We start from the raw sequence: 18,602 nt of genomic DNA, 5'->3' as shown, positions 1-18,602 counted from the left end.
GTGGCTCCGTTCTACCTCCGTCACAGGGGAGGCAATCGACGTGAAAGCCGAAGACGAGCAGGCATTCCGCGAGTTCGTGACGTCAGAGATGACGTCGCTGCGCAAGCTGGCGTATGTGACCTGCGGCGACTGGCACACGGCAGAGGACGCCGTGGCCAACGCGCTCATCAAGCTCTACCCGCGATGGCGGAAGCTGGAGCGGCCCGATCTCTACGTGAAGACGATGGTCTATCGGGCAGCGATCGACGAGACCCGGCGGCCCTGGCGGCGCGAGCGGTCGGCAGGGGACGCCATGCCGGAGGTCACAGTAGGGGACCCGGTCAGTGCGGCCGACGAGCGGATGCGCCTGCGGGCCGCGCTCGACGCCGTGCCGGCCCGGCAGCGGGCAGCGGTCGTGCTGCGGCACTACCTGGGTCTGAGCCTGGAGGACACGGCCGGCGTCCTCAACTGCACTGTGGGCACGGCCAAGAGCCAGGTCTCCCGGGGCCTGGCGAAGCTGCGCGAGTCACTGGCCGCCGAGCGCATCAATCTCAACGGGAACCCGATGGAGGAGTGGACCAATGCAATTGCATGACCTGGTGGACGCCGTGACCGGCGACGAGCCACCGACGGCCCGTACCGTCGACGACATCATCCTGGCGGGCCGGCGGGCCGAGCGGCGTCGTCGCGCCGGGTTCGCGTCGGCCGGCGCGGCCGGTCTCGTCGTGGTCGCGGTCGCCGGCGCGTTCCTGCTGCCGGTCCTGGGCGCCGAGCAGGGCACCACGGCCCCGGCCCCGGCGGGGACGGCGGCGTCCGGGAACGGCGCGGCCGAGTGGTCCGATGCCGCGCCGTTCACCTTCACCTTCAAGGGGTACGACGCGGGCACCCTGCACGTGCAGGACCCGATCGTGGTGTCCACCGCATACCAGATCGCCTCCGTCTACTCCGACGGCCACACCTCGAACGACAAGCCCCTCACGAAAGAGGAGGCCGATGCTCAGGGCGACACCATCGAGCAGAAGAAGAAGGCCGGGGGGAAGCCGAGCCTGTGGGCGTACCTGACCGTCTACCGGCCGGGCGCCTTCGACCCCGCCGGGATCAAGGACGGCAGGAACGTCACAGTGGCCGGGCGCAGGGCCGTGCAGGCGACACTGCCGGTCGGCCTCGATCCGCAGAACGAGTTGGACCCGCGAAACAAGCTGTTCGCCTGGGAGTACGCCGACAATGCCTGGGCCGCCGTCACGTCGGTCTCCACCGACCAGGCCGCCCCGAGCTTCGAGGACCTGGGCGGCCTGGTCGAGGGCCTGAAGCCCAGCCGTCCGACGCCCGCCCCGGTGCCGTTCACGGTGGGCTACGTGCCGCGGGGCTACAAGCCGCTGCAGATCGGCACGCACGCCCTGCCCGGTCTCAGCGGCATCGCCACGGCCCGCGCTGGTGACTACGGCGGCGCGACGTACACCAAGCCGGCCGCGCCCCTCTCGGGCCTGACCGCACCGTATGACCAGGGCGAGGGCACCATCAAGGACGGGTTCCACATCTTCGTCACGCCGAGCACCAGCTCGAACCAGTCGCCGGAGCCCGGTACGACGAAGTGCCACAACGCCTCCAACCGGCCTGTCGGCGACGGCGGCGGCCCCGAAGTCGGCGGCTTCTGCAACGTGTGGAGCGCAGACGGAAAGGTCGTCGTCCAGGTCAGCACCGGTGGCCTCGGCAACGGCCTGTCGCAGTCCGAGCTGGAGAAGATCGCCAAGGGGATCACGGTCGCCGACGTCAATGACGAGTCGACCTGGACCCCTGCGGCCAAGGCGCTCCAGCCGTAACAACAAGCACCGGACACCACGGGCGGCTCTCTACCGTCGCTCGGCTCCGGGATGGCACAACGTGGTCACGGGCAACTGCCGGTAGTTTCGGCAGTTGCCCGCGACCGTCTGCGGAGGCGACAACTCTCTCGGCATGATCGTGAATGTGTGATCGCAGTCTTACCCGAGTTCGAGTTTCGGTACGGGTAGTCGATCGCCGCCGACGGAGAAGAGACGACGTAGCTGCAGGCGAAGTTGTTCGATCTCGTGGTTTTCGATGTGAAGCGTGACCGGGTAGATCGCGGAGCGTACTCCCCAGGTTCGGGCCGCTCCGTCGGCCAGATGTAGGCGTAAGACCGCGGAGTCAGCCGGAGCGCAACCAGCCCTTGCACGACCGGTACGTGGTGCTCGGTGACCAGGCAGTATCCGTCGTCATCGTCGGGGTCGTAGTCGTCATGCGCGGGGTTGAATGCCTGGAACTCAAGGCTGCGGGGTCGGTCGTCGAGGTCACGGCCGGCCAGTGCAACGCACAGGAGGCTACCTTCGTCGCGGATCAACAGTTCCGACGCGGTGAAGCCATTCCGGGTCCGGCGCAATAGCGCCGCAGTGAGCCTGCGTATCGGCCCGGGTGCCTCACCTGGACCGTAGAGTTGGCCGCTGTCGACATTGATGTGGCGCTGGACCTGTTCGACGGCCAGCTCCGGTTTGCTGTAGGTCAGCTCCGTAACGCCGTCCGGCCCGACGAACCGTAGTGCCACGCCGCCAGCCACGCTTGGTCCGTGTTGTTGCCACCAGCCGGCCAACGGCGCCGCGAGGACCGACAGATCACCGAGTTCGTCGGCGGTGAACCACACGACGTCACCGACGCGGTCGACGTCGATGTTGTTGAGCGTGACGTCCCTGGTTAGGGTCGCCAGCATTCCCTCTGGGTCCACGGTCTGACCACGGACGACCAGGCTTACCCCGAATCCCACAGGCACGCGACGAAGAGTAGACGCCGCTCATGTAGCGCACATCAGCCCTCGGTGGACGCGGTTACCATCCCAACGGCGCGAACAAAGGGCCTTGAGCCGTTTGCCTGACCGGCGACAAGGGCGGATGGCGTCGATCAGGCGGTGAGGAAGGCGGTCAGCGTCCTGAGGTACTCGGCTGGAGCAGCCTCGTGAATCAGGTGGCCTGCCGCGATCGTCGTCAGCCGCGCGTCGGCCAGGCGATCGGCGAGCTCGGCGATGTGCTGCTGGGGGACAGGGCTGGTGGCTCCGCCGGCGATGAGCAGCGCTGGTGCCGTGATCCGGGCGACGATGTCGGCCCATCCCGGATCCGGGGCGTCGATCTGCGGCCGGATCTGCTCGACCATGTGCCAGTCGAACGGCAGATCCCCTGCGGGCCGCTCGGGAAGCCGCGGCGGCCGGGGGTGGAGGAACCCGATGTCCTCAAGGACGAGTTTGCGGACGAGCTCCGGCCGTTCGGCGGTGACCCGGCAGGCCACCAAGCCGCCGAGGGAGTGACCGACCAGGTCCACCGCGCCGATGTCCAACCGGTCGAGGACGCCGATGACATCGTGTGCGAACAGATCCATCGTGTACGTGCCGGGCCAGTCACTGGCACCGTGGCCCCGCAGGTCAACGGCGTACACGGTGCGGTCTACACGAAGGCCCGAGGCGATCACATCCCAGTCGCCTGTGGTCATGCCCATGGCGTGGAGCAGCAGGGTGGGCGGCTTGTCCTCGTCGACGGCAGGCCACAGCCGCAATGAGAGGCGCACGTTTCCCGACCATGATGTCCATGAGTTCAGGCACCTCCTTAGCCTCTCCAACCGTCATCTCTGGCCGCAATACATTCCGCCGTGGGCAGAGCCCACCTTGCCCGGAGCGCCGATGCCACCTCACCCGAGACGGGCGACCGGTTGCCGCTGTTTCGTGAGGCGGACGGCGTCGTGCGGGGTGCCTTCAGCGGGGGAGAGGGCATAGCCGGCGCGTTCGTACAGCTGGATGTTGCGGGTGCTGCGGCGGCCGGTGAACAGTTCGTAGTGCGCGGCCTCCTGGGGGGCCTGCTGCTCGATGTGTGAGAGGAGCCAGGTGCCGATGCCGCTGCCGGCCTGGTCGGGAGCGACCATGAGGCGGCCGATCAGCCACGCGCGCTCACGCGCCCGCGCCCGCACCGCTGCCACGAGGCGCCCATGCCGCCGTACGCACCACAGGTGCCAGGTCGACATCGACTCGCGCAGTTCGTCGAGCGTTTCCCGCAGCGGCGCCAGGTCGAGGGTGTCGTTCGCGAGGGCCTCCTGCACCCAGCAGCACCGCTGGAGCACGAGCAGTTCGGCCAGGTCGTCGGGCTGGGCTGTGGTCAGCCTCAGCCCGTCGACAGGCCCGGTGACCTCACTCTCGGGTTCGGTACGCAGGGGCCGCATCGCTGAGGCCACCCGGGTCAGTTCAAGCAGCATTCTGCGGGCGGTCTCGTCGAGTCCTGCCGATCGCAGCACCTGACCGTTGCTGGTGCTATCGGCGATGCGCAGAGCGACGGTGGCGCCGATGGGCATCATCTTCAAAGTGGTGACGACCTGCTTGGCCATCTGCACGGAGCGGGTGCCGGCCGAGGTGTTGCCGTAGCTGACGAACGCCACAGGCTTCCACGCCCACTCGTGGTAGAGGAAGTCGAAGGCGTTCTTCAACGCCGCCGGCATTGCGTAGTTGTATTCGGGTGTCACCACGACGAACGCGTCGGCTGCGGCAACCCGTCGGCTCCACGCCCGGGTGTGCTCGTGCGCGTACACGCCGCTGCTGGGGTGCTCGGGTTCGTCGAGCAGCGGCAGCCCGATGTCGGCCAGGTCCGCGATGTCGAGAGTGACCTCGCCGGAAGAGGCTGCCGGAAGGGTCGCCTGGACGAACCAGTCGGCGATCGCCGGGCCCAGCCGTCCGGGGCGGGTGCTCGCGACGATGACCAGTACGTGCAGGGATGCGGCCGCTGTATTCGTTGACATGTCACAGAAGCTAGCGGAGGTTTCAATGACATGTCAACGAGTAGTACTGTGGCCAGGTGGACACCCCCTGGCTCAGCAAGGACGAGGAACACGCGTGGCGCGCTTTCCGGCGACTGTTGACAGCGCTGCCGGCACGGCTCAGCCGGGATCTGGCCCGCGACTCAGGTCTGTCGCCGGCCGACTACGAGGTGCTGAGCACGCTCTCGGAGAAGCCGAACCGGCGCTGGGCGCTCAAGGACCTCGCCGCCAAGATGGAGTGGTCGCGCAGCAGGCTGTCCCACCACGCGACCCGCATGCAGGCTCGGGGACTCATCGACAAGGAGCCCGACCCACAGGACGCCCGAGGCTGCATCCTGCACCTGACCGATGACGGCTTCACGGTGCTGGACGAAGCCGCCCCGCACCACCTTCGGTCCGTACGAGCGCGCTTCCTCGATCATCTGAGCCCGGACGAACTCGCGGTGCTGCGCAAACTGTCGACCCGGGTCGCCGACCTGCCGGACTGATCACCAGGATCATCGGGCGGCCGGCGGTGCGGTGCTGCCACGGACGACGAGGGTCGTGCCGAGTTCGTACCGTTCCTGGGCCAGGCGACCGCCCTCGGCAAGGGCCAGGGCCAGCCGGGCGGCGGTGGCACCGATCTCACCGAAGGGCTGTCGTACCGTGGTCAGGGGCGGGGTCAGCCATGGTGCGTGATCGATGTCGTCGAAGCCGGTGACGCTGAGGTCCTCCGGAACCCGCAGGCCACGAGCCCGGGCCGCGGTGTAGAGGCCCAACGCCTGTAGGTCGTTGCCGCAGACGACGGCGCTCGGCGGTGCGTCCTGGGCAAGCAGCTCAGCACCGAGTTCGTTGCCGTCGTCGAAGCTGAAGACGCCACGTCGTTCGAGGGTTTCGTCGAACGGCACGCCTGCGTAGTCCAACGCGGCGCGGAAGCCGTCCAGGCGGGCCCGCGCGGACAGGTCGTTGACCGGCCCGGTGATCACACCGATCCGCCGGTGGCCGAGGTCGAGAAGATGCCGGGTGGCGGCGAGAGCACCACTCCAGTTGTTCGCCCCGACCGCGGGCGTGGGGGAGAGGTCGCTTGTCGGATCGATGGCGACCAGCGGTATGCCGCCTGCGGCGAACCGCTTGCCGTCATCGGCGGTGATGAGGGAGAACGCAGTGATGACGGCGGCCGGCTGGCGCATGAGCAGAGGCTCCACCCACTGTTGGCCCGCGAGTATGCGCCGCCGGACATCGCTGAAGCCGACCGTGTAGTCCCTCGCGCCGGCAACCTCCTGCACACCTCGAAGGATCTCCATGGCGATCGAGGGCAGCATCTGGTGGAAGACCACCTCGATGCAGCGGGCCGCGCCGCTGGCCTGCCGTCGGCGGTAACCGTGGTCGCGTAGCAGCGCCTCCACCCGCAGTCGGGTCTGCTCGCCCACGCCACCTCGACCGTTGAGGACCTTGGAGACCGTCGGTGGGGAGACCCCGGCCAGTTCGGCGATCGTGGCGATGGGCAGGTCACCGCGCCAGGGCTTGCGGGATTGGCGTCCGTGGCCTTCATCGATCACGAACGAATTCTACGGGTGGACCATGGCCCGCCCGGTCAGCCGGTACGCCGCAGCCGCCTACCAGCCAGCCCCACTGAAATGTTCGCGACAACATTTCGTGCACCGCTGCTCCGCCGGCGACCCTCGGCTGTCACTGCGCCGGAGGTCGGGCGGTGCCACGCCAGCGCGGTGCAAGAAATCACTTTCGCGAAACCTCCTCGCCGCATCTTGACGAGAGGCCCTTCAATCCACGAAAGTCGATGCGGGCATGGTGGCGCTCCGGCTGGGAGCACGGACGCCGCCAGACATCGACGACTTCAGCGCCGGGTGCGACGGGCCGCCCTGTTAGCGCTAACGATGATTCCTCGCAGCAGAGCATCACAACCCAGCTCTGGGGTGGGCGTAACGCACCCGGCGGCAGCACCCGGAACGTCTCCATCGAGGACCTGGACGGCTGGGTGCCTCCACACCAATCGGGGCGCACCGTCACTGACGGCGACGACCGTCCCTCACCTGTACCCGCCTCTGATCCGGGCGGCCCCGAACACCTAGGAGATTGTCGATGAGAAGACCGAGAAGGACCACGATGGCCATGATGTCGGCAGGTGCCGTCCTTTTGGCATCGACGGCGGTGGCGGCAGCCCTACCGGCGGGGGCCGCTGCCGCCGGCTGTTCGGTCGACTACGCCGTGTCGTCGCAGTGGCAGGGAGGCTTCGGGGCCAACGTCGTCATCACCAATCACGGTGATGCGGTGTCGGGTTGGACGTTGACATGGTCCTACGGCGCCGGCCAGACGGTGACGCAGGCGTGGAACGCGACGGTGACCCAGAGCGGCGCGGCAGTCACGGCCACCAACGTCAGCTACAACGGGGCCATCCCCACCAACGGGACGGCGTCGTTCGGCTTCAACGGTTCGTGGACCGGCAGCAACCCGGCTCCGACCAGCTTCGCGCTGAACGGGGTGGCCTGCACCGGCGGCACGACGCCGACGACTCCCGCGCCGACGACTCCCGCGCCGACGACCCCGCCGCCGACCACTCCGCCCCCGACCACCCCACCGCCGACCGGGCCGGCGGACATCACCGTGAACAGCGCCACCAGGTACCAGACGGTCGACGGATTCGGTGCCGCCCAGTCGATCTGGGGTAGCGCGTGGTCGACTGCCGAGACGCAGACTCTGGTCGGGATGGGACCCAACCAGTTGGGGCTGTCGATCGTGCGTACCGGTCTCTCGCCGGTGTCCAGTGAGTGGGCGACGCACGTGAACTCGTTGAAGACGGCGAAGGCGTCCGGGTCGAACGTGAAGATCCTCGCCTCGCCGTGGACGGCACCTGCGGCGTGGAAGACCAACAACAGTCGGGTCAACGGCGGCAAGCTGAGGACCGACTACTACGACGACTACGCCAATCACCTGAACAGCTACGTCCAGTACATGCGTGGCCAGGGTGTGACAATCGACGTGACATCGGTGCAGAACGAGCCGGACTGGCACCCGGACTACGACTCGATGGACTGGAGCGGCACCGAACTGCGCACCTTCGTCCGGGACCAGGGCGCCAGGGTGCAGAACACCAAGCTGATGGTCGCCGAGGCGGTGAACCTGAACTACAACTTCACCGATCCGACCCTGAACGACGCGACAGCCCGCAACAACATCGGCTACATCGGCGGGCACCTGTACGGCACCGAGGAGTCGGGCCGGCTGCGGCCGTACTCCCTGGCCGAGCAGTACAACAAGCCGGTGTGGATGACCGAGTGGAACCACCACGAGGCCGACGGCAGCGGCTCCAACATCTGGGGCAACCCCGCCAACCAGGCAGTCTGGGACGAGACGCTCGACGACATCATGCGTACGGTGCACAAGTCGATGGAGGCCAACTGGAGCGCCTACATCTGGTGGTACGGCAAGCGCTACTACTCCTTCATCGGTGACGGCGAGTCCGCGTACGGGACCGTCGCGGGCGCTCCGCTCAAGCGCGGGTACGCCTTCTCGCAGTACGCGAAGTACGTGCGCCCCGGCTACCAGCGCGTCGCCCTGACGAAGAGTTCCAAGGCGTCCCCGCTGGAGGTGACCGCCTACCAGGGCGACGGGAAGATCACTCTGGTGATCCTCAACAGGTCGAACAGCGCGGTCAACAACGCAGTGGTCCAAGCCCCGCAGAACGTCACGCGGGCGGAGCACTACCTCACCTCGCAGAACGCCAACGCCGCCAGTCAGCCGACAGCCGTCAACGGGGGTCAGGCCACCATCAACGTGGGTGCCCGCAGCATCTCCACCCTCGTCTTCACCCTCTGAGGCAGCTCACCGGGCTCGTCGCCATCCGGTCAGGCCTGTGGGTGCGGTTCATCAGCCGCACCCACAGGCCCGACCGTTCAGGCGCCCTCGGCGTCAGCCGGCGACGGAGCGGAAGACCGGGTAGTAGCCGCCGGACTGGCCTGCCGCAGTCGGGTGGTAGGAGACGCCGATGTTCGCGAAATTCAAGGCGTGCAACCACTTCTCGCCGTAGCTGCACAACTGGTGCCCGACGAACTTCGACCGTACGTCGGCGAAGGTGAAGCCGGCGGCCTGGGCGGCGGTTCGGATGATGTCAACCACCAGGTTGATGCCCTCGTTGATCTTCGCGCGGGAGGTGGCGCTGAGCCCCACACACGTCGTACCCAGTTGGTAGAAGACCGGGTAGCCGACGACCACCACGCGGGCCGAGGGCGCGCGGGTGCGGATTCCGTTGTAGACGGCGCGCAGCAGGGCGGGGAGGTCTGCGCGGGCCTTGTTCTCGGCGGCCTGCACGGCTGCCACGCAGTCGGTGGTCCCGTAGAGCACGCAGGTGGTCATGATGTTGGCGAAGCCGACGTCGTTTCCGCCGACCGTGACGCTGACCAGTGTGGTGGTGGCGCTGAGCGCGCTGAGCTGCGTGTTGATCACGCTGGTGGTGGTGGCACCGGAGCAGGCGACCGAGCGGTACGACGCGGGTCGCACGTTGGTGGCGTACAGCGCCGGGTAGGCGTTGGTGCTGCGCTGACAGGAACCGCTTTCGGCGGTGTAGCTACCGGCACCCACTCCGGAGGAGTAGGAGTCGCCGAGGGCGACGTAGTGGTCGGCGGGCGCAGCCTGTGCGGGCGCTGTCAGGGTGAGGGTGGCAGCCGTGGCGGTGGCCAGGCTCAGGGCGAGAGTTGCCAGGCGGGATCTCCACACGTCGCTCTCCGGTGGTTAGGAGGATCGGTGTGAAATAGATACCACTAAATATTGATGCAGGAAAGATTCCTACATGCGTCGTGCTGAGCGGACCGGCTCGGCGAGAGGGTGACCGACGCGAAACACCGCGAGGGGTTGGCCGCCCACCCGCTCTGCGAGCCGAGCGACCGTCGCCGGGCAGTCGATGAGCTGGCTGAGCGGATGGACCGCCAGGCCGTGCCGGGCGAGAGTCAGCCACGTCCGCAGAAGGCGCCTGCCCGCGGCGATGTGGTCGTCGCCGTCGGCGAGCAGGACCAGGACGCTGCCGTCGTAACGCAGCAGGCCGCGGCCGCTGGCGGCGAGCAGGGCCGCAAGGCCCAGCCGGCGGGTGACGGGGTACGCGCGAAGCGCGGCGGACAGGGCCCACGCATCGGACCGGGACAGGGCGAGCGCCCGGTCGGTGAGCCCGTCGAGGTGGTACCGGGGATGGCGTGGGCTGAGGCGCAGCCAGTCCCGCAACTCGACAGCGACGGCTGGCGTGCCGAACATCCAGCGGTCGGCGACCTCCAGATCCGGTGCGAGATCCCGGGCCGGAACGTGCGCGATGCCGGGCTCCAGGTCGGCGATGACGTCAGCGTCGACGTACCCGGGCTCGTAGGGACCACGGGCGACCCGGCGGGCCTCGACGTCGGCGATCGTGAAGGGAGTCCGGTAGCGGTTCGCCGCGGGGATCAGTTGCGGGCCGGGGGCCGCGGCGACGGAGAGACCGAGTTCGGCGGAGACGATGAGGCAGGTCTCCACGAAGGCGCCGATGCCGAGGGCCAGATCGCGGCCGGTCGGGTCGGAGTCGGGCAGGCTGCGGGCCGCGTCGACATCGATGACGATCCTGTCGGCCTGGTATTCCGGTCGCCACGGCTGCGTGTTGTGCGCGCTCGGTGCCCGGTTGCAGATCGCCTCGTTGGCCCGCAACTGCTGCACCCAGCTCACGCCGCCGCCACCTTCTCGTAGAAGGTGTACCCGTGCAGCGGCCGTCCGCCCGCGCGCCGGTACTGGGCGGCCGAGGCGTCGTTCGTCCGCTCGACGAAGGTGCTGCGCAAGGTGCGGTACCCGTTGCTGGCGAGGTTGCGGTGCAGTTCCCGGGACAGCAGCGTCAGGTACCCCTTGCCCTGCTCGTCGGGCACCGTGCCCTTGATGATGAGGACGGCGTCACGACGGTACCGGTTGCGGGTGGCGAGGAGGCGGACCTGGTTGGTGACGCCGAGCCGGCCGCCGATGCTCATGAGGTACTCGGAGATGTCCGGCACTGTGACGACGAACGCGACGGGACGGCCCGCCTTCTCCAACCAGAGAAGCAGCGACTCGTCGAGCAGGAAGGCGAGGCCGTCCGTCTGCTCCGCCAACTGCTCGGCGGAGATGGTGGTGTAGTAGCCGAGCTGGGCGAAGCTCGCGTTGAGCATCTGCCGCAGGATCGGCAGTTGACTGCGCAGGCGCCACCGGGAGCCGTGCCGGATGACGAGCTGTTCGGCGGCGATACGGGCGTCGTCGAAGGCGAACCCGTGGTCGTGGTCGCCGGCGGCCGTACCGTCGAGGTCGACAAGCCAGGTGTCCGCCTCGAAGCGACGGTGGAAGCCATGCCGCTCGTACATCGTCGGGTAGTAGGCGGGGTTCCACGCGGAGTCCACGAAGCCGCGGTCGGCGAAGCCGGACGTGATCACCCCGCCGGTCTGGTTGGGCAGCAGCGCCACCGGGCCGAAGATCGGTCGGCCGCCGGCCCTGGCCTCGACGCCGTCCATGATGGCGGCGAAGACGTCGTCGTCATCGACGAACTCGGTGTGCCCGAACAACTGCCGGGGGCCAACCTTGGCGTCGAAGGCCGCGCTGCGGTGCATGCTGGTACGTCCCACGACGGCGCCGTGTCGATCGCGGACCAGGAACAGCTCGGCCGTGCGGCGGTGGTTCGCGATGACCGATGACAGCAGGGGCACGTACCGGTCGATGGGGTGGAGCCGGAGCGGGAAGTCGAGGAACGCCCGCAGGTCAGCCCTCGACTGCACGGGAACCAGCCTCATGAGCGGTGCACCGTCGGGCCGGACGTCTCGGTGGACAGCGGGGTGAAGGTCGGTATGTGTGCCATGCCGTCGGACTCGGCCCGCCAGACGCCGTTGCTGTAGCCCTCGGGTTCGGCGTTGTACAGGCGGATGTAGCCACCGGTCGCGTTCTTCGTGCCGTGATCGGTGACCCAGCACATGAGGTCGCGGTGGTGGCGGCTGCGGGCGAACTTCAGCAGCGCGTCGCGGTCGCTGAAGAAGGCGATGGTGCCGAGAGTGAAGGGGAACTGGTAATACACGGTGTGCCACCGGTAGCCGTCCATCCGCTTCATCTGCCGCACCATCTTGAACCACACACGGGTGAGCGTGAGGATCGAGCGCGGCCCGCGGTAGCGGGTGGCGCCGACGAACATCGCTGTCGCCTGGCCCACCGGAGGCGCAGCCGAGAAGTCGCTGGTCCTCACACCGTCACGCCCTTCACCAGGTACACGTTTTTGATCTTAGAGGCGGCGTCGGCGAAGGGGCCGGTGCCGAACTCGTGGACCTCCACCCGCAGGTCGGCGGCGGACGGATCCTCGGCGAGGGACTCGGCGAAGTCGCGGCTGACCTCGGCGAGGTGACGCAGGACCCCGGCGCGACAGGTGTCCACAAGGCTTCGACGCTGGTCGGGGTCGAGCGCCAGGTGCTCGCGAAGTTGCAGGTGGACGACCGGCCGGCTCTCCAGGTCGGCCTGCTCGGTCAACTCCAGGCAGAAGCTCTGCAGCAGGTGCGCCTGCGCATTGCCTGTGTAGAGGCCGTACTCGACGTCCTGCGGGTAGATGTTGGCGCCCATGTACGAGATCGTGCTGTCCTTGCGGCCGTACAGGAACAGCAACGGCAGCCGCATCCGGTCGACCTGCCAGGCGCGCTCCGCCTCGGCCCGCGCTTCGGGGTCGGCGATGGCGGCCACGACGTCCGGGTACGAGACCAGTCGGCCCTCGTCGCCGATGTTGTAGCGGGCCCGGGGACTGAGCAGCGCCGTCGAGTTGATCGTGCAGAGCACCTCCTGGTCCGAGGTGGTCTCCAGGTACGTCTCGAGCGGGTTGTACTGGAAGACCATCGGCAGCCGATGCTCGTCGGCCCCCAGCAGGGCGGTCCGCAGCGCGACGTCGGTACGCAGACGCCGGCGGACCCAGACGCTGAAGTCGGTCTCACCTGCGATGCCGATGGTGAGGTCGCTGGCCCCGTAGCCGGAGCGCACCTTGACGAACCGCTCCTGGAGATAGTCGCGCAGCGCCTCGGTCATCCCCTCACCGCCGACCAGGCCGCTGATGCGGTACTCAGCCCACGGGAAGTCCTCGGCGTCGAGCTTGTCGCGCAGATGCTTGAGGAACGGCGGGTACGCGGTGACGATGTAGTCGAAGCCAGGCCCGAAGTACCGCAGGGTGTCGACGATCTTCTGCAGGTCCGGTCCGGTGTTCTTCACCATGGCGATCGTGGACATGGCGATGCCCGTGTTGGTCCCGGTGGCCCAGGCACCCATCGAGTACGCATTGATGACGAACCGCCGCTTCGACGGAAACACCATAGTGGCGTAGCCGGCCAGGTTCTTGTGGACCGAGCGCAACTCCCGGCGGCTGCGGATCCAGTTGAACGGCTGACCGGACGAGCCCGACGACTCGTCGACCACGCTGCCGGCGATCTCGATCTCACCGTGCCAACAACGCTGCGCCTCCGGGTACGCCTGCACGTAGGACCGCTTGTCGGTGGGCGGGTACGACGACAGGTCGAACCACCGGAACCGCCAATGGTTGCGGCGCAGGTAGTCGCCGTACGCGGGCACGTCGATAGCGGCGAACTGGCAGGTCATCCAGGCGTGCAGCCGGGCGAACCGACCCATGTACGGACGATACTGACGCGCGGTGAGCCGCCACATCGCCGGATGGATCCGGTACAGCGTGTAGAGCCAGGTCAGGGCGAAGCTCGCGAAGCGCAACGTCCATCGGCGCAGGAATGTCACCACGCGCCCCAGGCTATTGGATCTTCGAGTGGGGCGCCTGATGCCGGATACTCGGCCGTCCTGAGTATCCCGACCCAGCAGGCGCCCACCGGGCGGGTCTTCCGCTGCGACGGCCGAAGCGTACTCCGCGTCAATGGTCCGAGGCGGCAACCGCGAGTACGGTGTCGGTTCTCGACAGGCACGGAGGGAGCGAGGGTGGCGCAGCGGAGAGCGTTGGTGGTCCGGGGCGGCTGGGAGGGGCACCGGCCGGTCGAGGCGACGGAGTTGTTCATCCCATTCCTCGAACGAAGTGGTTATGTCGTACGGGTCGAGGAGTCGACGGAGATCTACGCCGACGCCGCCGAGATGGCCGGCACCGACCTCGTCGTGCAGTGCATGACGATGTCGCAGATCACCGCGGAGCAGTCGGCGGGCCTCAGCGCGGCGGTCATCGCCGGTACGGGGTTCACCGGCTGGCACGGCGGCATCGTGGACTCGTTCCGCGCGTCCTCTGAGTACCTGCATCTGGTGGGCGGCCAGTTCGCGACCCACCCGGGTCGGGAGCCGTGCGAGCGTCACGGTGGCGAGGAGGACAACTTCCTGCCGCACACCGTGCGCATCACCGACCTCGGCCGGGAACACCCGATCACCACGGGAATCGAGGACTTCGACCTGGTCACCGAGCAGTACTGGGTGCTGCACGACGACCTCATCGACGTCCTGGCCGTGACGACCCACCCGACGCAGGAGTGGCATCCGTGGCACCGGCCGGTCACCTCGCCGGCGATCTGGACCCGACTCTGGGGTGCCGGGCGCGTCGTCGTGACCACCCCGGGGCACAGCCTCGACGTGCTGGAGCACCCGGGCGTCCGTACCGTCATCGAGAGGGGGATGGTGTGGGCGACCCGCACCGCGTCGGCGTCGTAGGTCTCGGGGTCATCTCCCGCGCGTACCTGAACACACTCGCGAACCACCCGGCGGTGAGCATCGCCGCGCTGGCCGACCTCGACGCTGCCCGGTCTGCTGCGGCGGCGGCCACCATCCCCGACGCCGAGGCGTTGACCGTCGAGCGTCTGCTCGCCCGCCCGGACGTGCAGACGGTGCTCAACCTGACCATCCCCGCGGCGCACGCCGAGATCTCGCTCGGCGCGATCGACGCGGGCAAGAACGTGTACGTCGAGAAGCCGCTCGCCGTGACGTTCGAGGACGGCCTTTCGATCGTCGAACGCGCCGCGGCGGCCGGCGTCCGCGTCGGGTGCGCGCCGGACACCGTTCTGGGCACCGGTACGCAGACGGCGCGGGCGGCGATCGACGGCGGGCTCATCGGCCGCCCGTTGTCCGCGTCGGCCGTCATGGTCACGCCGGGGCACGAGCGCTGGCATCCCCACCCCGACTTCTACTACGCCCCGGGCGGCGGCCCGCTGCTGGACATGGGGCCGTACTACATCTCGACGCTCATCCACCTGCTCGGGCCGGTTCACGCGGTGGGCGGAACCGTCAGCCGCCTGCGCCCCGAGCGCGTCATCGGCTCGGGCCCGCGTCTCGGCCAGCGGATTCCGGTTGGGGTGGACACCCACGTGACAGGCGTGCTCGAACACGTCAACGGTGCTCTCTCCACCATCACCATGAGCTTCGACGGGGTCGCGACGACTGCCGCACCGATCGAGGTGCACGGGGAGACCGGCACTCTCGCCGTACCCGACCCGAACAATTTCGACGGGCCGGTCCGGCTCTGCGCGCTCGGAGGCACCGAATGGCGCGTTGTCGAACCGCTGGCCGGTTACGCGGAGGCGTCCCGGGGCGTCGGTCTGATCGACCTTGTCACCGCCGACGGTGAGCGTCCGCCGCGCGCCGGAGGCGACGTCGCGCTGCACGTACTCGACACGATGACCGCCCTGCTCCGGTCGGCGGCCGAGGGCCAGCGGATGGAGCTGACGACGGTGGTGGAGCGACCCGTACCAGTGCCGCTCACGCCTCGGCGAGCAGCATCCGCAGCCCTTCGGCGAGGTCGGCGCTCCTGGTGACCCGGTGGGCGAACGGCAGCCGGACGTCGGTGTGCCGGGCCGGTGCCTCGGCGCGGAGCACGATGCCGTCGGCGTCGACGGCGACCGGTACGACCCGCGTCGACCCGGCGGTCAACGCGGGGTCGACACGTGCGGCGAGCTGGTCGAGGAGATCGCCGTGCCGGTCGGTGAGGTGCTGCAGGTGTACGGCTTCGTCGGCGGCGAGCGGGTCCGGCCGCGCGCCGCGATAGGCGCTGACGCTCACGCTGGTGTCGCCGATGTCGTCGGTGAGGCCGATCTCGATGGGTTCGACAGCCCACAGCGCGACGGGGGGCAGGTCGAGCAGGGACATGACGGTGTCGCAGTCGCAGGAGTCCAGGATGCCCGAGTCGAACCGGCGCGCGGTGCCCTGCATCCACACCCTGGCCCGCACGCGGGAGCGTACGGCGACCGGGACGAGTTGCGTCACGTCGAGCCGTACCGCGCCCGGCCGACCGCGAGCCGCGACCAGCAGTCCGCCGGTCCGGCTCATCGCATCCACCGCGAGGATCACCGTGCCGTCGGGCAGGACGGCGTGCGACTCGATGAGGTCGGCGCAGACGTCGCCCAACCGGAGCCGCAGGGACGGGGCAGCGGCCAGGGCCGACCGTGCCGTCACAGCGGCCCGATCAGCCGGTACGGCAGCGTGCGCGGGATGCGCCAGCTCCGTCGGTCGCCCGGCTGGGTGGAACAGCATGTCAGTCCCCTTGGCCCGTAGTGAAGGTGAATCGGCCTCGGATCGTGACAGTAGTAGGTAAGGCTAACCTTTGCCAAGCGGGTGCGTGCCGTGGGTGTGATGTCACGTCGGCACGCGCCCGTGGCCGTCAGGCGGGCTGGTAGGTGAGGCAGTCGCTGACGGTGGCGCCGGGGCCGACGGTGATGGATTCGGCAGTGCAGGCGAGGTTGGTGTTGTAGGTGCACTCGGAGCGCGCACACGCGCCCACCGCCCCTGTCACCTCGGGGATGCCGCCCTGCATCGACGACTCCACGAACGTGGCGCAGGACGCGGCGTCGCCCGTCGAGGCCACGGTGATCGCTGGAGCGTGACAGCCCTTGGCGTTGAAGCTGCACGCGGTGGCGGCACATTCACGCACGGGGGGCGACTGGAGCAGAGTTTTCATGATGTTCTCCCAAACCGTAAGGGCCGGCGCGGTAAAGAACTCGTCGAGCCGGCGTACTCAAATGTCAGTCCGTATTTGCCACGCAGGTGGGCGGCAAACCCGCCACCGGTCGGGACCTCGAATCAAAGTGTCGAACGACATCACGCTAGCAGCGCACAGTTGCCCGCACCGGCGTTTTCGTTGTCCTTGACGGTTGCGTCGGGGGTCAGGCCACATTGTTAGGTAAGTCTTCCCTTACCTGCTGGACGGCCCTGTGCGCGCTTGGCGGCCCGCATTACCGCGTCGCGGAAAGGAGAGGAAGTTCGGCAGATCCCGCAATTGCGCAACGGCGCCTTTCGGCTGCTCGGCGAACGCCACGGAATGCGAGTGGCCGGACCGTCGGCACGGTCCGGCCACGCTCTCGTCAGATCGAGAACGGTCAGCCGTTGCCCAGGATCAGGTCGGCAGCCCGCTCCCCGATCATGAGGGTTGGTGCGGCGGTGTTGCCCGCGGGAGTGGTGGGCATGATCGAGGCGTCAGCGATCCGCAGCCCGGCCAGGCCGTGCACGAGGAGTTGCGGGTCGACGACCGCCAGCGGGTCGGTGCCGATGCGCGCCGTACCCACCTGGTGATGGCCGCTGTCGGCCGAGGCCCGCACGTAGTCGCGAAGCCCGTCGCGGCTCGTGCCTTCCGGACCGGGGTAGACCTCGGACTTGATCCATTCGGTGAGCGCGGGCTGCTGGGCCACGTTCCGCAGTGATTCGAGGTGGTCGACGAGAGCCTCGGTGTCACGGGGGTCGGACAGGATGCCGAGGTCGATGAGGGGCGCGTCGGCGGGGTTCGCGGAGCGCAGTCGCACCCGGCCCTGACTGTGCGGGTGCAGCAGGATGGCGAGCGCGGTGAAGCCCTGCTCGGGCAGGTTCTCGGTGATGGTGGAGTACACGAAGCTGACGAACACCGCCTGCCTGTCGGGCTGGATCCCTCCGGCATCCCCGGAGTCCGTGATCAACTGGGCCTCGATGCCGGTCATACGTGGTGTCGGGACTGTCCGGCGGCTCTCCCACACGATGGGGCTGGCGACGTGGTCGCGGAGGTTACGCCCGACGCCGGGCAGATCCCGGACCACCTCGATGCCGTGCTGGCGCAACTCGTCGGCGGCGCCGATGCCGGACAGCATGAGGAGCTGAGGTGTGCCGAAGACGCCAGCTGACAGCACGACCTCCTTCGTGGCCCGGATCACGCGACGCGCGCCGTCCTGGAGGTATTCGACTCCGACCGCCCGGCCGTCCTCGATGACGACCTTCGTGACCAGCGCGTCGGTGATGACCCGCAGCAGTGGGGAGTCGACCACCGGTTGCACGTACGCCCGCCACGCCGTCACCCGTTCGCCATTGTCGACAGTGGCCTGGGCGTAGCTGACCCCACGGCTGTCCCCGGCGTTGTAGTCGTCGTTGTAGGGGTGCCCGGCCTGCACCGCCGCGTCGACGAAGGATGTCACAAGGGGGTCGGGGTCGGTGTTGCGGTGCACCGGGAGCGGGCCGTGGGTGCCACGGGCGCCGTCGGTCGCGCCGTCGTAGTTCTCCAGCTGGCGGAAGTACGGCTCAACCTCCGGCCAGGACCAGCCGGTGGCGCCGGCGGCGGCCCACGCGTCGTAATCGCTGCGCGCGCCGCGGATGTAGAGCATGCCGTTGAGAATCGTGCTGCCGCCGAGGCTCCTGCCGCGCGGCTGGTAGAGGACGCGGCCGTTGGCGTGCGACTGCGGCACGGTGGACAGCGCCCAGTCGACCTCGCTGGCGAAGAGGGCCCCCGCCCCGAATGGGCTGGCGATCTCCGGCCGCCCGTCCGTCGGGCCAGCCTCGATGACCGCGACGCGGTGTCCCGCGTCGACGAGCCGCCGTACGACGACGGAGCCGGCTGTTCCGGCACCGACGACCACGACGTCGGCGTTTTCGATGGTTGTCATGTTTGC

The 18,602-nt window shown here is 68.6% G+C and carries 17 protein-coding genes and 1 pseudogene; 6 read left to right on the top strand and 12 right to left on the bottom strand.

Features of this window, described 5'->3' with window-relative positions:
- Positions 1 to 40 precede the first annotated feature (40 nt).
- Positions 41 to 574, top strand: coding sequence for a SigE family RNA polymerase sigma factor (locus F4558_RS13320; RefSeq protein ID WP_053660897.1), 534 nt, complete (start codon positions 41 to 43; stop codon positions 572 to 574).
- A complete protein-coding gene (locus F4558_RS13315; RefSeq protein WP_167944346.1) occupies positions 561 to 1,799 on the top strand; it encodes a hypothetical protein in 1,239 nt (412 codons plus the stop codon). Before F4558_RS13320 ends, F4558_RS13315 begins: the two co-directional genes overlap by 14 nt.
- A 65-nt stretch (positions 1,800 to 1,864) precedes the next feature.
- On the opposite strand, the gene F4558_RS13310 is transcribed toward F4558_RS13315, so the two are convergent.
- The 3 genes from F4558_RS13310 to F4558_RS13300 all read right to left on the bottom strand — a co-directional run bounded on the left by F4558_RS13310 (position 1,865) and on the right by F4558_RS13300 (position 4,758).
- The gene (locus F4558_RS13310; protein WP_167944344.1) at positions 1,865 to 2,758 is read right to left on the bottom strand and encodes a hypothetical protein; all 894 of its coding nucleotides are present in this window, start codon (positions 2,756 to 2,758) and stop codon (positions 1,865 to 1,867) included.
- A 128-nt stretch (positions 2,759 to 2,886) separates the two neighbouring features.
- Positions 2,887 to 3,543, bottom strand: a complete 657-nt coding sequence (locus F4558_RS13305; protein WP_209273279.1) for an alpha/beta fold hydrolase — start codon at positions 3,541 to 3,543, stop codon at positions 2,887 to 2,889.
- Between the two features lie 120 nt (positions 3,544 to 3,663).
- Entirely contained in the window at positions 3,664 to 4,758 is a 1,095-nt protein-coding gene (locus F4558_RS13300; RefSeq protein WP_167944342.1) for a bifunctional NAD(P)H-dependent oxidoreductase/GNAT family N-acetyltransferase, read from the bottom strand.
- 56 nt (positions 4,759 to 4,814) lie between these two features.
- Between F4558_RS13300 and F4558_RS13295 the strand changes: the two genes are divergently transcribed.
- Positions 4,815 to 5,264: a MarR family winged helix-turn-helix transcriptional regulator gene (locus F4558_RS13295; protein ID WP_167944340.1), complete on the top strand. Its 450-nt coding sequence runs from the start codon at positions 4,815 to 4,817 to the stop codon at positions 5,262 to 5,264.
- A 9-nt stretch (positions 5,265 to 5,273) separates the two neighbouring features.
- Here the strand turns inward: F4558_RS13295 and F4558_RS13290 are convergent, their stop codons facing one another.
- Positions 5,274 to 6,314, bottom strand: coding sequence for a LacI family DNA-binding transcriptional regulator (locus tag F4558_RS13290; protein WP_167944338.1), 1,041 nt, complete (start codon positions 6,312 to 6,314; stop codon positions 5,274 to 5,276).
- Between the two features lie 541 nt (positions 6,315 to 6,855).
- Between F4558_RS13290 and F4558_RS13285 the strand changes: the two genes are divergently transcribed.
- On the top strand, positions 6,856 to 8,589 hold the full coding sequence (locus F4558_RS13285; protein WP_167944336.1) for a cellulose binding domain-containing protein: 1,734 nt from the start codon (positions 6,856 to 6,858) through the stop codon (positions 8,587 to 8,589).
- Positions 8,590 to 8,682: 93 nt separating this feature from the next.
- Here the strand turns inward: F4558_RS13285 and F4558_RS13280 are convergent, their stop codons facing one another.
- From F4558_RS13280 to F4558_RS13260, 5 genes are all read right to left on the bottom strand, one after another.
- On the bottom strand, positions 8,683 to 9,486 hold the full coding sequence (locus F4558_RS13280; protein WP_167944334.1) for an SGNH/GDSL hydrolase family protein: 804 nt from the start codon (positions 9,484 to 9,486) through the stop codon (positions 8,683 to 8,685).
- A gap of 69 nt (positions 9,487 to 9,555) precedes the next feature.
- Entirely contained in the window at positions 9,556 to 10,452 is an 897-nt protein-coding gene (locus F4558_RS13275) for a nitroreductase family protein (protein ID WP_167944332.1), read from the bottom strand.
- Positions 10,449 to 11,534: a hypothetical protein gene (locus F4558_RS13270; RefSeq protein ID WP_167944330.1), complete on the bottom strand. Its 1,086-nt coding sequence runs from the start codon at positions 11,532 to 11,534 to the stop codon at positions 10,449 to 10,451. The genes F4558_RS13275 and F4558_RS13270 overlap by 4 nt, the downstream gene beginning before the upstream one ends.
- Entirely contained in the window at positions 11,531 to 11,977 is a 447-nt protein-coding gene (locus F4558_RS13265; protein ID WP_167944328.1) for a DUF4188 domain-containing protein, read from the bottom strand. Before F4558_RS13265 ends, F4558_RS13270 begins: the two co-directional genes overlap by 4 nt.
- Positions 11,974 to 13,515: a phenylacetate--CoA ligase family protein gene (locus F4558_RS13260; protein ID WP_167944326.1), complete on the bottom strand. Its 1,542-nt coding sequence runs from the start codon at positions 13,513 to 13,515 to the stop codon at positions 11,974 to 11,976. The genes F4558_RS13265 and F4558_RS13260 overlap by 4 nt, the downstream gene beginning before the upstream one ends.
- Positions 13,516 to 13,707: 192 nt before the next feature.
- Here F4558_RS13260 and F4558_RS13255 point away from each other — a divergent pair, with 192 nt between their 5' ends.
- The gene (locus F4558_RS13255) at positions 13,708 to 14,418 is read left to right on the top strand and encodes a ThuA domain-containing protein (RefSeq protein ID WP_053660872.1); all 711 of its coding nucleotides are present in this window, start codon (positions 13,708 to 13,710) and stop codon (positions 14,416 to 14,418) included.
- Positions 14,388 to 15,515, top strand: coding sequence for a Gfo/Idh/MocA family protein (locus F4558_RS13250; RefSeq protein WP_167944324.1), 1,128 nt, complete (start codon positions 14,388 to 14,390; stop codon positions 15,513 to 15,515). Before F4558_RS13255 ends, F4558_RS13250 begins: the two co-directional genes overlap by 31 nt.
- Here F4558_RS13250 and F4558_RS13245 read toward each other — a convergent pair.
- From F4558_RS13245 to F4558_RS13235, 3 genes and pseudogenes are all read right to left on the bottom strand, one after another.
- A pseudogene (locus F4558_RS13245) lies at positions 15,463 to 16,230 on the bottom strand (DUF2470 domain-containing protein); the annotation flags it as partial. The gene F4558_RS13250 and the pseudogene F4558_RS13245 sit on opposite strands and share 53 nt — an antisense overlap.
- 127 nt (positions 16,231 to 16,357) lie before the next feature.
- Positions 16,358 to 16,654: a DUF1540 domain-containing protein gene (locus F4558_RS13240; protein WP_053660868.1), complete on the bottom strand. Its 297-nt coding sequence runs from the start codon at positions 16,652 to 16,654 to the stop codon at positions 16,358 to 16,360.
- 418 nt (positions 16,655 to 17,072) lie between these two features.
- Positions 17,073 to 18,596 (bottom strand): GMC family oxidoreductase, encoded by a 1,524-nt coding sequence (locus tag F4558_RS13235; RefSeq protein WP_167944322.1) that lies wholly within the window; start codon positions 18,594 to 18,596, stop codon positions 17,073 to 17,075.
- Between the last annotated feature and the right edge of the window lie 6 nt (positions 18,597 to 18,602).

The organism is Micromonospora profundi (assembly GCF_011927785.1).
GTDB classification, from domain to species: Bacteria; Actinomycetota; Actinomycetes; order Mycobacteriales; family Micromonosporaceae; genus Micromonospora; species Micromonospora profundi.
This window is presented reverse-complemented; position numbering and strand designations above follow the sequence as displayed.

Excerpts from the sequence above, each read along its gene's own strand:
- F4558_RS13300 (WP_167944342.1), bottom strand. The coding sequence starts at position 4,758 with ATGTCAACGAATACAGCGGCCGCATCCCTGCACGTACTGGTCATCGTC.
- F4558_RS13235 (WP_167944322.1), bottom strand. The coding sequence starts at position 18,596 with ATGACAACCATCGAAAACGCCGACGTCGTGGTCGTCGGTGCCGGAACA.
- F4558_RS13315 (WP_167944346.1), top strand. The coding sequence starts at position 561 with ATGCAATTGCATGACCTGGTGGACGCCGTGACCGGCGACGAGCCACCG.
- F4558_RS13285 (WP_167944336.1), top strand. The coding sequence starts at position 6,856 with ATGAGAAGACCGAGAAGGACCACGATGGCCATGATGTCGGCAGGTGCC.
- F4558_RS13240 (WP_053660868.1), bottom strand. The coding sequence starts at position 16,654 with ATGAAAACTCTGCTCCAGTCGCCCCCCGTGCGTGAATGTGCCGCCACC.
- F4558_RS13270 (WP_167944330.1), bottom strand. The coding sequence starts at position 11,534 with ATGAGGCTGGTTCCCGTGCAGTCGAGGGCTGACCTGCGGGCGTTCCTC.